The 12,697-nt window shown below is 68.6% G+C and carries 15 protein-coding genes; 14 read left to right on the top strand and 1 reads right to left on the bottom strand.

Annotated elements, in window-relative coordinates:
• Nucleotides 1-113: 113 nt before the first annotated feature.
• On the bottom strand, nt 114-755 hold the full coding sequence (locus tag LX15_RS14355) for a YigZ family protein (RefSeq protein WP_253670072.1): 642 nt from the start codon (nt 753-755) through the stop codon (nt 114-116).
• Nucleotides 756-859: 104 nt separating this feature from the next.
• Between LX15_RS14355 and LX15_RS14350 the strand changes: the two genes are divergently transcribed.
• From LX15_RS14350 to LX15_RS14285, 14 genes are all read left to right on the top strand, one after another.
• Nucleotides 860-1,771, top strand: a complete 912-nt coding sequence (locus tag LX15_RS14350; protein ID WP_253670071.1) for a glutaminase — start codon at nt 860-862, stop codon at nt 1,769-1,771.
• 151 nt (nt 1,772-1,922) lie between these two features.
• Nucleotides 1,923-2,318: a hypothetical protein gene (locus tag LX15_RS14345; RefSeq protein ID WP_253670070.1), complete on the top strand. Its 396-nt coding sequence runs from the start codon at nt 1,923-1,925 to the stop codon at nt 2,316-2,318.
• On the top strand, nt 2,315-2,908 hold the full coding sequence (locus LX15_RS14340; RefSeq protein ID WP_253670069.1) for a DUF3558 domain-containing protein: 594 nt from the start codon (nt 2,315-2,317) through the stop codon (nt 2,906-2,908). The genes LX15_RS14345 and LX15_RS14340 overlap by 4 nt, the downstream gene beginning before the upstream one ends.
• A gap of 30 nt (nt 2,909-2,938) precedes the next feature.
• Nucleotides 2,939-3,583, top strand: a complete 645-nt coding sequence (locus LX15_RS14335; protein ID WP_308213468.1) for a DUF3558 domain-containing protein — start codon at nt 2,939-2,941, stop codon at nt 3,581-3,583.
• 30 nt (nt 3,584-3,613) lie between these two features.
• A complete protein-coding gene (locus LX15_RS14330) occupies nt 3,614-4,273 on the top strand; it encodes a DUF3558 domain-containing protein (protein WP_308213467.1) in 660 nt (219 codons plus the stop codon).
• 29 nt (nt 4,274-4,302) lie between these two features.
• A complete protein-coding gene (locus tag LX15_RS14325; RefSeq protein WP_308213466.1) occupies nt 4,303-4,884 on the top strand; it encodes a DUF3558 domain-containing protein in 582 nt (193 codons plus the stop codon).
• A 6-nt stretch (nt 4,885-4,890) separates the two neighbouring features.
• Nucleotides 4,891-5,508, top strand: coding sequence for a DUF3558 domain-containing protein (locus LX15_RS14320; RefSeq protein WP_253670068.1), 618 nt, complete (start codon nt 4,891-4,893; stop codon nt 5,506-5,508).
• 29 nt (nt 5,509-5,537) lie between these two features.
• Nucleotides 5,538-6,122, top strand: a complete 585-nt coding sequence (locus LX15_RS14315; protein WP_308213465.1) for a DUF3558 domain-containing protein — start codon at nt 5,538-5,540, stop codon at nt 6,120-6,122.
• Nucleotides 6,123-6,243: 121 nt separating this feature from the next.
• Nucleotides 6,244-7,056 carry an alpha/beta fold hydrolase gene (locus LX15_RS14310; protein ID WP_253670067.1) on the top strand — a complete coding sequence of 271 codons (813 nt, stop codon included), beginning with the start codon at nt 6,244-6,246 and terminating at the stop codon, nt 7,054-7,056.
• 589 nt (nt 7,057-7,645) lie between these two features.
• Nucleotides 7,646-9,526, top strand: a complete 1,881-nt coding sequence (locus tag LX15_RS14305) for a phage tail sheath C-terminal domain-containing protein (protein ID WP_253670066.1) — start codon at nt 7,646-7,648, stop codon at nt 9,524-9,526.
• An 8-nt stretch (nt 9,527-9,534) separates the two neighbouring features.
• Entirely contained in the window at nt 9,535-10,059 is a 525-nt protein-coding gene (locus LX15_RS14300; RefSeq protein WP_253670065.1) for a phage tail protein, read from the top strand.
• Nucleotides 10,060-10,061: 2 nt separating this feature from the next.
• The gene (locus tag LX15_RS14295; RefSeq protein WP_253670064.1) at nt 10,062-10,787 is read left to right on the top strand and encodes a hypothetical protein; all 726 of its coding nucleotides are present in this window, start codon (nt 10,062-10,064) and stop codon (nt 10,785-10,787) included.
• Complete coding sequence (locus tag LX15_RS14290; protein ID WP_253670063.1) at nt 10,780-11,472, top strand: hypothetical protein; 693 nt, start codon at nt 10,780-10,782, stop codon at nt 11,470-11,472. The genes LX15_RS14295 and LX15_RS14290 overlap by 8 nt, the downstream gene beginning before the upstream one ends.
• Nucleotides 11,469-12,695 carry a Pvc16 family protein gene (locus tag LX15_RS14285; protein WP_253670062.1) on the top strand — a complete coding sequence of 409 codons (1,227 nt, stop codon included), beginning with the start codon at nt 11,469-11,471 and terminating at the stop codon, nt 12,693-12,695. The genes LX15_RS14290 and LX15_RS14285 overlap by 4 nt, the downstream gene beginning before the upstream one ends.
• Nucleotides 12,696-12,697 lie beyond the last annotated feature (2 nt).

Below are 12,697 nucleotides of genomic sequence, written 5' to 3'. Positions count from 1 at the left end.
CACCAGGTACCCGTGCCGCGATGTCGTCGAACGCTGCTTCCTCCAGCTCAAGCAGTTTCGTGCGACCGCCACTCGCCACGACGAGACCGCCCAGTCCTGTCCACGGACACGTCCTAGACGTCGACCTCGGCGTACGTCGTCTCACCGAGGGTGATGGTCGCCTGGCCGGACGTGTTCTCGGCCAGCCAGGTCCGGAAGGCGTCGATCTCGGGCTCGGGCACGAGGAGGTCGAAGCGGACGTCCGCGCCGTAGCGCACGTCCCGCACGGCGTAGCCGGCTCCCCTGACGTCGTTCTCGAACCGGCCGGCCCGGCCATGATCCACCACAGTGGACACCACGCGGACCGGGCGCAGCTCCACCACGCCCACCGCGTCGATGGTCTCCGACGTCGCGCCGCTGTAGGCGCGGATGAGGCCGCCCGCGCCGAGCAGGACCCCGCCGAAGTAGCGGGTGACCACCGCCACGACGTTCGTCAGGCCGCGGTGCCGCAGCACCTCCAGCATCGGGATGCCGGCCGTGCCGGCGGGCTCACCGTCGTCGTTGGACTTCTGGGTCTGGCCGCCCTCGCCCACCACGTAGGCCGAGCAGTGGTGCCGGGCGTCGAAGTGGAGGCGCCGGCGCTCCTGGACGAAGGCCCTGGCCTCCTCCTCGGAGCCCACCCTGGCCACCGCGCAGAGGAACCGCGACTTCCTGATCTCGATCTCGTGCTCGCCCGCCTGCTTGATCGTGCGGGACACGGGGCGTGGGCGGGACATGGTCGACCAACCTGCTCGGGGACGCTGCGGCCCCCAGCCTAACCCCTCGCCGGGGCCCACCCCCGGGACGCGCGTAACCCGCGCCACGGTTCAGACTGTCCACCGTGGACCACCTCGCCCTGCTGGAACGGATCAAGTCCGAGGTCGAGCCGGAGATCGGCCGCGGTCGCCTCGCCGACTACATCCCGGCGCTGGCCGAGGTCGACCCGAACAAGTTCGGCTTCGCCGTCGCCGACCTCGACGGCCGCGTCGTCGGCGTCGGTGACTGGGAGGAGCCGTTCTCGCTCCAGAGCGTGGCCAAGGTGTTCGCGCTCGCCCTCGTCGTGGCCAGGGACGGCGAGCGGATCTGGGAGCGGGTCGGGCGGGAGCCCTCCGGCAACCCCTTCAACTCGCTGGTGCAGCTCGAACACGAGCACGGCATCCCGCGCAACCCGTTCATCAACGCCGGCGCGCTGGTGATCACCGACCGGCTGCTGACGCTCACCCGCGACGCCAGGGGAGCGCTGCGGGACTTCCTGCGGGAGGAGAGCGGCAACGCCGACGTCGACTTCGACGCGGTGGTGGCCACCTCCGAGGCCGAGCACGGCGCGCGCAACGCGGCGCTGGCCTACTTCATGGCCAGTCACGACAACATGGAGAACCCGGTCCCGGACGTGCTGGAGCACTACTTCTGGCAGAGTTCGCTCGCGATGAGCTGTCGGGACCTCGCGCTGGCCGGGCTCTTCCTCGCCCGGCACGGGCTGCGCGCCGACGGGTCGCGCGTGCTGTCCAGCAGCGACGCCAAGCGGATCAACTCGATCATGCTGACCTGCGGCACCTACGACGCGGCGGGGGAGTTCGCCTACCGGGTGGGGCTGCCCGGCAAGAGCGGCGTCGGCGGCGGCATCCTCGCCGTCATGCCGGGCAGGGGGACCCTCGCCGTGTGGAGCCCCTGTCTGGACTCCCGGGGTAACTCGGTGGCCGGCGTCGCGGCCCTGGACCGGTTCAGCACCCTCACCGGCTGGTCCGTGTTCTGATTCCCGCGCCACGGTGACGTGGCGATTTCGCCGCACGGACGGACGTCCGGCGGGGCACTTGTTCGATCTTGGTCCGGCGACGGGCGCTCGTATGTCACGATGAGGCACCACGTGACTTCAGAGAGTGCTCGCCAGGAGAGGAGCGAACCCCGTGCCCGACGACGCCCCGGGTTCCGCCGGCCGGTTAGACCTGCCAGACATGCCCACCATCCAGACATGGGTGAACGACGGCGCGGGGGGTGTCCAGCAGGCGTCGTTCACCGTCCACCTCGACCAGCTCCCAACCCTCCGCGAGGGCATCCAGCAGGCCAGAGACAAGCTCTTCGCCATACACGATGAAGCCCGATCTCTCGGAAACATTCCCGCGCCGGGGAACGACGAGGTCAGCAGGCGGGCGGTCGAAAATTTGGGCGAAAGGGCGAAAGACACCGAGGGTGGCCTGATGCGCGCCATCAACGATGGGGTGCGCCGGCTCCAGGACATTCTCGACCAGATCGACGCGATCTCCAGAACTTACCAGCAGGCTGACCAGAATTCTCGGATGTGATCGTGTTCAACCTACGACGTCTTCCCGTCGTTGCTGCTTGTCTTGTGTTCGTCGCAGCTTTGGCGGGCTGTGCCAGCACGACGCCGGGCCAAGCCTCTAGGGCCAGCAATCCGAGCGACTCCACTTCAGGTGTGGCTCACGGTGGCGCGCCCAGGGTTGCCAATCCAAAGAATCTCAAGGCCATCGGCGATCCGTGTCAGCTTCTTACCTCCCAACAACTTCAGGAGCTTGGCGCGAGCAATCCTCAGACGGGCGATTCTCTGTGGGGTGAGCGGACCTGTTATTGGACCAACGACAACCTCCGTGTGCACCTCGCGCCGGACACCGTCCAAGGTCATGGGCTTTCTGTGGTTTGGGCGAAAAAAAAGGGTAGTCCCGACTCCGAACAAACCATCGTTAGCGGTCATCCGGCGCTGAGGACGGATAAGCTGAGCATGTCCTGCGGTCTGTGGTTGGGGGTCTCGGACACGCAGGTACTCTCGGTCGACGTGATCGTTATGCGGGAGGTCAGGCCTGAGTACAAGGATCGGTGTATGTTCGCTGAGAAGGTCGCCGGCATGGTGTTGTCCAACCTCCCCGCAGCGAACTGACCGCAGACATGTGAAGAGCCCGGCACCCTCGTGGTGTCGGGCCTCCACGAAAACCTAGAAGACCAGTCGGCGGGTCGACCAGAACTCTCGGATGTGACCGTGTTCAACCTACGACGTCCACTCGTCGCTGTTGCTTGCCTCGTGCTCGCGGTGGCTTTGACGGGCTGTTCCAGTACGACACCTGGTCGGGCCACTGCGGCTGCTGTTTTGAGTAGCGGAAGTACGGCGAGTAGTGGTGTGCCCAAGGTGGTTAATCCCAAGAGTCTTAAATCCGTCACTGACCCGTGTCAGCTCATCACGTCCCAACAGCTTCAGGAACTCGGTGCCTCCGACCCTCACCCGGGGAAGACCGAGTCGGGTGGGCCGAAGTGTAACTGGAAGAATGACAATCTGGCGATGACGCTGACGACCTACGGGGCGCAGGGGCTGGACAGCGTTTACGCTCAGCGTAACCGGTTTGGAAACTCGCAGGAAACTACTGTCAGTGGTTATCCTGGTCTTCGTATCGCGTCGTTCTCGATGACCTGTGGTGTGTATGTGGGTCTCGCTGAGACGCAGGTGTTCCTCGCCGATGTGATCGTGTTTCGGGAGGTCAGGCCTGAGTACAAGGATCGGTGTATGTTCGCTGAGAAGGTCGCCGGCATGGTGTTGTCCAACCTCCCCGCAGCGAACTGACCGCAGACATGTGAAGAGCCCGGCACCCTCGTGGTGTCGGGCCTCCACGAAAACCTAGAAGACCAGTCGGCGGGTCGACCAGAACTCTCGGATGTGACCGTGTTCAACCTACGACGTCCACTCGTCGCTGTTGCTTGCCTCGTGCTCGCAGTAGCCTTGGCGGGCTGCGCCAGCCCGACGGCAGGCCAAGCCTCTAGGGCCACTAATCCGAGCAACTCGGCCACCGCAAGTGCGGCTAACGGCGACGTGCCCAAGGTGGCCAATCCCAAAAATCTCAAAGCCATCGGTGATCCGTGCCAGCTTCTTACTTCCCAACAACTTCAGGAACTTGGTGCGAGCGATCCCCACATGGACAAGTCCCTATGGGGAGAACAAACCTGTTACTGGATCAACGACAACCTCCGGGTGCTCCTCGCGCCGGACACTGTCCAAGGTCATGGACTTGCCGTGGTTTGGGCGAAAAATAAGGATAAGCCCGAGTCTGAGCGAACCACCGTAAACGGTCACCCAGCACTAAGAACGGATAAGTTGAGTATGTCCTGCGGTTTGTGGGTGGGGGTCTCGGACACGCAGGTGCTCTCAGTCGATGTGATCGTGCGGCGGGATGTCAGGCCTGAGTACAAGGATCGGTGTATGTTCGCTGAGAAGGTCGCCGGCATGGTGCTGTCCAACCTCCCCGCAGCGAACTGACCGCAGGCATGTGAAGAGAAATCTCGGATGTGACCGTGTTCAACCTACGACGTCCCCTCGTCGCTGTTGCTTGCCTCGTGCTCGCGGTGGCTTTGACGGGCTGCGCCAGCGCAACACCTGGTCGGGCCACTGCGGCTGCTGTTTCGGATAGCGGGAGCGCGGCGAGTAGTGGTGTGCCCAAGGTGGCCAATCCCAAGAACGTCGGGGCCGTGGCCGACCCCTGCCAGCTCGTCACGCCCCAACAGCTCCAGGAACTCGGCGCGAGCGAGCCGCGCCCTGACAAGACCCAGGCGGGGGGACCAGCCTGTATCTGGAAGAACGATAATCTGAGGATACGTCTGGTGCCCTACCTGAATCAGGGGATGGGTGCCGTCTATGCCAATCGAGTCCGGTTCGACAACTCCGCTGAAACGGTGGTTAGTGGCTACCCTGGTCTGCGTTTTAATCAGGTGAGCCTGTCCTGTGGAGTTTACGTGGGTGTTGCTGATAACCAGGTGTTCTCGGCGGACGTGACCGTGTTTCGGGAGGTCAGGCCTGAGTACAAGGATCGGTGCGTGTTTGCTGAGAAGGTCGCTGGCATGGTGTTGTCCAACCTCCCTATAGCAGGCTGATCGCTGATGGGTTGTGTAGAAGGTTGTCGTCCAACAGTGCGTCCTGTGTTCGTGATACGGAGATTCTCCGTGGCCGCCGTCTGTTTCGCTGTGCTGGTGCTCCCCCTGGGGGCTTGCACCAGTACGACACCGGGTCGGGCCACTGCGGCTGCTGTTTCGAGTAGTGTGAGCGCGGCGAGTAGTGGTGTGCCCAGGGTGGCCAATCCCAAGAATCTGAAAGATGTCGCTGACCCCTGTCAGCTCATCACGTCCCAACAGCTTCAGGAACTCGGTGCCTCCGACCCGCGCCCGGGGAAGACCGAGTCGGGTGTGCCCAAGTGCAACTGGAAGAATGACAATCTGGCGATGACGCTGACGACCTACGGGGCGCAGGGGTTGGACAGCGTTTATGCTCAACGTAACCGGTTTGGAAACTCGCAGGAAACTACTGTCAGTGGCTATCCCGGCCTCCGTATCGCATCGTTTTCGATGTCTTGCGGGGTGTATGTGGGTGTCGCTGAGACGCAGGTGTTCCTTGCCGACGTGACGGTACGGCGGGATGTCAGGCCTGAGTACAAGGATCGGTGCGTGTTCGCCGAGAAGGTCGCTGGCATGGTGTTGTCCAACCTCCCCGCAGTGAATTGACCGCAGACATGTGAAGAGAACTCTCGGATGTGACCGTGTCCAACCTACGACGCCTTTCTGTCGCTGTCGCTTGCCTGCTCGCGCTCGGGGTGACCTCGACGGGTTGCACCAGTACGACACCGGGTCGGGCCACTGCGGCTGCTGTTTCGAGTAGCGGAAGTACGGCGAGTAGTGGTGTGCCCAGGGTGGTCAATCCCAAGAATCTGAAAGATGTCGCTGACCCGTGTCAGCTCATCACGTCCCAACAGCTTCAGGAACTCGGTGCCTCCGACCCGCGCCCGGGGAAGACCGAGTCGGGTGTGCCCAAGTGTAACTGGAAGAATGACAATCTGGCGATGACGCTGACGACCTATGGGTCGCAGGGGTTGGACAGCGTTTATGCTCAGCGTAACCGGTTTGGAAACTCGCAGGAAACTACTGTCAGTGGCTATCCCGGCCTCCGTATCGCGTCGTTCTCGATGTCTTGCGGGGTGTATGTGGGTGTCGCTGACGCCCAGGTGTTCCTCGCTGACGTGACCGTGTTTCGGGCGGTCAGGCCTGAGTACAAGGATCGGTGTGTGTTCGCTGAGAAGGTCGCTGGCATGGTGTTGTCCAACCTCCCCGCGGCGAACTGACCGCGGGCAGTGAGTTCACCCGGGTGGCCGGTGTGTTCCTCGGTGATCCCGGGAAGGTCCTGGTCAGTCGGTCCTGTGACGGATACTCCACAGGTGGGGTGGGTGCGGGGAGGTGGCCGCCATGACGACCCAGGTCGCGGGCGCCGTGCTGGAGCTGGCGTACGAGCGGCGGGGGCGGGGTGAGCCCCTGGTCCTGTTGCACGGCCTCGGGCACCACTGGCAGGCGTGGGAGCCGGTGCTCGACCGCCTCGCCGCCCACCGGGACGTCGTCGCGGTGGATCTCCCCGGGTTCGGCCAGTCGCCGCCGTTCCCGCCGCACATCCCGGTCACCCTCGACTCGCTGGTCGACATCCTCGCCTCGTTCTTCACCCGGCTTGGCATCGACCGCCCGCACGTGGCTGGCAACTCGCTGGGCGGGTTCACCGCCCTCGTGCTCGCGCAGCGCGGCTTGGCGTGTAGCGCGACGGCGCTCGCGCCGGCCGGGTTCTGGACCCCGGCCGAGCGGTCGTACGCGCTGGCCCTCCTGGCCGCCCTCCGCTTCGGCGCGACGCGCGTGCCCGAGGGCGTGATCCGCCGGCTCGCCGGGACCCGGCTGGGCCGTGCCCTGATGGCCGGCGTGGCCTACGCCCGCCCCGACGTGCGAACCGCCCAGATGGTGGTCGCGGAGGTCGCGGCCCTGCGTTCGGCCACCGCGTTCGAGGCCGTCGCGGCGGCGGCGCGGCACACGCTGTTCTCCGGTCAGCCACCCGAGGTTCCGGTGACGATCGCCTGGGGCACCCGGGACCGCCTGCTCCTGCCGGCCCAGGCGCGACGGGCCGTGCGCGCGATCCCCGGCGCGCGGCTCGTTCCTCTGCCGGGCTGCGGTCACGTGCCGATGGGCGACGACCCCGAGCTGGTCGCCCGCGTGGTCCTGATGGGCAGCCGGCGCCGCTGACCGCCAACCCCCGTTCCCGAGGCACTGATCGTCCACTGTGGACCGTCCTGCGGCTTTCCTCGGCGGTGGCATGACGATGGACCACCGAATGACCGACGAGTCACGTCACGGGGCAACCTCTCCGCCGAGGTTGGCAGGTCGACGCTCTGAGCGTGCCCACCTCGTCCCTGGACGCCGTTGGGCCAGTGGGTGGGAGCCGACTGCTCCCTTCCGGGAGGGTGGGTCCGGCCGCGACACCCGCCGAGGTCATGGGTTGTCGTGTCAGGTTGGTCCGTCCGCGTGGACGACCGCCCGTGTGCCGTCGTCGGACGCGCCTCCCGGCCCGTTCGGCCGCGAGCGGGAAGTCCGCGCCCCGCTAGGCCTTTCGAGTCAAAAACCGGGGACGGCTCCGTCATCTTCGGGGAACGTGTTGACAGCTCCCGGCCCCGCTCCAAGACTGTGTCCCGGGTCTCAGCCGCGTGCTGTGAGGGGAAATGGGGGAAGCCGCTTCCCCCGGGGGTGATTCGTCTGGAGTTCGTTTCCCGCAAGGGAAACTCGACCGCGCGCGCCCTCCCTCCTCGAGCACACAGCTTCGAGGAGTGGAGGTGGCATGCCCGTCACGCCAACCTATCCCGGCGTCTACATCGAGGAACTGCCCAGTCGCGTCCGCACCATCACGGCGGTGTCCACATCGGTCACCGCGTTCGTCGGTTACACCGCGCGCGGCCCCGTCCACCGCCCGGTCACCCTGACCAGCTTCGCCGACTTCGAGCGCCGGTTCGGCGGCCTGGCGGCCAACAGCCCGGTCAGCTACGCGGTGCACCAGTTCTTCCTCAACGGCGGCGGCATCGCCGTCGTGGTGCGGGTGGCCTCGGGCGCGGAGGCGGCCTCGGTGGTGATGAGGAGCCGGCTCGGCGACCAGCCGGGAACCGCGCTCACGGTCACGGCCAGGGAACCGGGCACCTGGGGCAACGGGCTGCGGGTCGCCGTCGACCACGCGACCCCCACCCCGGACGGCACCTTCAACCTCCAGGTCAGCCACGCCGGCGGCTCGGCGGAGACCTTCACCGACCTGTCCATGGACCCCGCGCACCCCCGCTACGTGGTCGACGTCGTCAACGCCGGCTCCACGCTGGTGACGGTGGCCTCCGGCGGCGATCCCCGCAGCCGCCCCGAGCCGGTCGGCACGCTCTCCCGGCCACTTCCCCCGGAGATCCCCGACCTCTCGGGCTCGCTGGAGGTCGCGATCGGCGATCGCAGGTGGACGATCGACAAGCTCTGGGTCGACGGGCAGGACGGCCCCAAACCCCGCACCCCCGTCGAGGTGGCGTTGCTGCTGGAGCGCAAGCTCCGTGCCCTGCCGGACGACGTGGGCTCGCGGACCTTCGGCGCCGCGCGCGTGACGGCCGTGGGCCGCCGCCTCCAGGTCGTGGCCGGCGCGGCGGACCCCGCGACCGTGCTGCACTTCGGCGGCAGCGCCGGCGGCGCCCTCGGGCTGGAGGGCTCGCCCAACGTCACCGCGTACGCGCTCGGCGACGAGCGGGACATCGAGGGACAGGGCAAGGGGCGCAGGGGCAAGGACGGCGCTGCCCCCAGGCACACCGACCTCATCGGGACCGAGAGCGGCAAGACCGGCCTCCACGCGCTGCGCGACGTGGAGGACGTCAACCTGCTGGCGTTGCCGGAGGTCTGCGAGATGTCCGACGACCACATGGTCGCCGTGCTCGCCGCCGCCGACCGTCTGTGCCGGGACAAGCGGATGGTGTTGCTGGTGGACAGCCCCTCGCGCTGGCGCACGCTGGACGCCGCGCGGGCCGGTCTGCCGACGCTGGACGTGGCGCGCAGCGACCACGCCGCCCTCTACTTCCCCCACCTCCACCTGGCCGATCCGCTCACCGGACGGCTGCGCGCCTTCCCGCCGTGCGGGGCGGTCGCCGGGATCATGGCCAGGACCGACGGCGAGCGTGGCGTGTGGAAGGCCCCGGCCGGCACCGAGGCGCGCCTGGCCGGGGTGCGCGCGTTGACCGTGCCCATGACGGACCCGGAGAACGGTCTGCTCAACCCGCTGGGCGTGAACTGCCTGCGGTCCTTCCCCGTGGTGGGGCCGGTGGTGTGGGGCGCGCGGACCATGGCCGGCGCGGACGTGCTCACCTCCCAGTGGAAGTACCTCCCGGTCCGCCGGACCGCGCTCATGCTGGAGGAGAGCCTCTACCGGGGCACGAAGTGGGTGGTGTTCGAACCCAACGACGAACGGCTGTGGTCGCAGATCCGGCTCAACGTGGGCGCGTTCCTGCACGGGCTGTTCCAGCGCGGCGCCTTCCAGGGGGCGTCGGCGCGCGACGCCTACTTCGTGAAGTGCGACGCGGAGACCACGACCCAGAACGACGTCAACAGCGGCGTGGTCAACGTCGTGGTCGGCTTCGCCCCGTTGCGGCCGGCGGAGTTCGTGATCATCAAGATCGAGCAGATGGCCGGTCGGATCGAGGCGTGAGGATTCCCATGGCCGAGTTCACCGTGAACCCGCAGCGGTTCGACCCGTACAAGAACTTCAAGTTCCTCGTGGTCTGGGACGGCCACGTGGTGGCGGGCGTCAGCAAGATCAGCCCGCTCAAGCGGACCACCGAGGTCGTCAAGCACCGGCACGGCGGCGACCCCAGCTCGCCGCGTAAGTCGGCCGGCCGCACCGAGTTCGAGGCGATCACGCTGGAGCGCGGCGTGACCCACGACCCCGACTTCGACCGGTGGGCCAACAAGGTCTGGCTGGTCGGCCAGGGCAGGGGCGCGGAGTCGTCGGTGCGGGACTTCCGCAAGGACATCGTGATCCAGGTGCTCAACGAGGCCGGGCAGGTCGCGTTGGCGTACAAGGTCTACCGCGCGTGGCCCAGCGAGTACCAGGTGCTCGGCGAGCTGGACGCCAACGCCAACGCGGTGGCCATCCAGAGCCTCAAGCTGGAGTGCGAGGGCTGGGAGCGCGACTACGAGGTCGCCGAGCCGGAAGAGCCGTCGATCCAGCACCCGGCCTAGCCATGGCCCTCGTGAGCGACCTGCTGGCCACGTGGGAGGCCGGCGTCGGCGCGGACGCCGTCCACCGGTCCCTGCTGTTGTGCGCGTTGGCGCGGGGCGGCCGGCCGACCGACCACCTCGCCGTCCCGCTCGGCGCGCGCGACCTGGACCTGTTCGGCCTGCGCCGCCGGCTGTTCGGCGAGTGGCTGAACGGGCGGGTCACGTGCGCGGGCTGCGGCGAGGAGCTGGAGTTCGACTTCGACCTCGACAACGTCCTGCGGCTGCCCGTCCCGGGCGAGGAGCCGCGCGCCGTGCGGGTCGGGGAGCGTCTGGTGCGGTTCCGCCTGCCGACCACGGGTGACCTGCTCGCCGCGGTCGCGGCCGGGTCCGCCGAGGAGGCGAGAACGGTGTTGTTGGAGCGCTGCGTGCTCGCGGTGGACGGTGTGTCGGACCCGGCGCTGACGCGTTCGCTGGCCGCCGAGCTGGGCGACGGCGTGGCCCGCGCCGTGGCCGAGGCCGACCCCGGCGCGGACGTCCGGCTGGACCTGCCGTGCGCGGAGTGCGGGCAGCGCACGAAGGCGAGCGTGGACATCGCCTCGCACCTGTGGGCCGAACTGGACCACTGGGCCAGGGCGACCCTGCTCGACGTGCACCAGCTCGCCTCCGCCTACGGCTGGAGCGAGGCGGAGGTCTTGGCGGTGAGCCCGCTGCGGCGGCGGTACTACCTGGAGTTGGTGGGCCATGGCTGACTTCTTCGACCGGCTCGTGGCCCGCGCCGTCCCCGGGGCGGCCCTGCCCGAGGGGGAGGCGCTGGTGCGCCCCCGGCTGCCGCACCTGTTCGAGCGCGTCGAACCCGCGGTGTTCGAGCCCGCGTCCTGGCCCGACGCCCCACCCGCGTCGCGACCCGCGCCCGCCCCGCCGCCGGCTCCACCACTTCCGACGCCACCACCGCCGGACGACCGCCAGGCCCCGGCGTGGCCGGGTGGACACGAGCGGGTGGTGGGGCCGGAACCGGCGCGGAGCCAGCCCGACAGGTCACACCCGGCCACCTCGTCGCCATCACCGCCCCTCGTCGTTGCGACAGCGCTTCGGGCGCCGGTGGCGCCGTCGTCCTCCCGACCCGCCGTCCGGGAGGAACCGGCGACCGAGCGCCCGTCCCCCGCTCCCGACGCGGTCGGCGTGCTCGTGCCGCCGAGCGCGCCGACCCCGGTCACAGTGAGTCCTTTGTGGACAGATGAGCGGCGCGGTCCCGCTCCTCCGACCCGCCGCGCCGCACACGCCCGCCCACAGGAGCGCACGGTCCGGGTGACCATCGGCCGACTGGAGGTGACCAGCGGCGGCGCGCGCGGCGAGCCGATCACCCCGCACCAGGGGCGGCCCGAGCCCACCGTCTCGCTGGAACAGTTCCTCGACCGGGAGGGCGGGCGCCGATGAGCAACGTCCTCGCCGTCGCCACGGCCACGGAAGCCCTCATGCTGTTCCTGGCCCGCTCCCTGCCGCCCGACATCGGCTACGGGGTCAACGTCGTGCCGGGCAAGCCGCCGGCGGAGCCACCCCAGGAACCCACGATCACCGTGTTCCTCTACCAGGTCACGCCCAACGCGGCGATGCGCAACCGGGACGCGCCGACCAGGGGACCTGACGGCACGACGCTGCGTCGGCCCCAGGCCGCCATCGACCTGCACTACCTGATCAGCTTCTTCGGCGACGAGACCAAGCTGGTGCCGCAACAGCTCCTCGGCGCCGTCGTCCGCTCCCTCCACGAGGAGCCGGTCCTGTCCCGCGCCGACATCGAGGCGGCGGCCCAACGGGCCCACCTCGCCGGAAGCGACCTCGCCGCCTCGCCGCAACGCGTGCGCCTCACGCCGGCGCAGATGGACCTGGACGACCTGTCCAAGCTGTGGTCGACGATGTTGCAGACGCCGTACGCGCTGTCGGTCGCCTACCAGGCCACGGCCGTGCTCCTGGACGGCCGGTCCACTCCCGCTTCGGGCAAACCCGTGCTGCGCAGGGCGATCCGCGTCGAGCCGTTCGTCCGCCCGGTGCTCGACCGCGTCCTCTCCGTCCCGTCCGGCGCGGCGCAGGACGTGCTGCCGGACGAGGGGCCGATCACCGCCGACCGCGACCTCGTCGTGCTCGGCGCGAACCTGCGCCGCCCGGGGATGACCGCCCTGGTCGGCGGGACGCCGGCCAGCGTCGTGCGGTTGGCGGAGGACCGGGTCGTCCTCCGGCAGCCCCGGTCGCTGACCCCGGGGACGCACGGCGTGCAGGTCCGGTACGACGTGTCCCTCGGCGACCCGCCCGTGACGCGCCCCTGGCTCGAATCCAACGCGGTGCCCTACGTCCGCCGGCCGCGTGTCGTCCAGGCCCGTCGGCAACGGGACGGGGTCGCGGTGCGGACGGACATCCCCGTCGGCGTCGACCAGCGCGTGGTGCTCCTGCTCGACGAGCACGGCGGCGGCGAACATCCGCGCAGCTACCAGTTCGACGCGCCGTTTCCCCTGGTGAAGGGGCCGGGGCCGGTTCGGGAGTTCACCGTGCCCGTCGGCGCGGTCGCCGCCGGCCGCTACCTCGTCCGGGTCCAGGTCGACGGCGCGCAGAGCCCGCTGGACTTCGCCGACGGCGCGTTCACCGGGCCACTGGTCGACATGGGCTGAGC

The organism is Streptoalloteichus tenebrarius, assembly GCF_024171885.1.
Lineage (GTDB): Bacteria > Actinomycetota > Actinomycetes > Mycobacteriales > Pseudonocardiaceae > Streptoalloteichus > Streptoalloteichus tenebrarius.
Note: the sequence above shows the minus strand (reverse complement) of the source record. Positions and strands in the feature narration are given on the sequence as shown.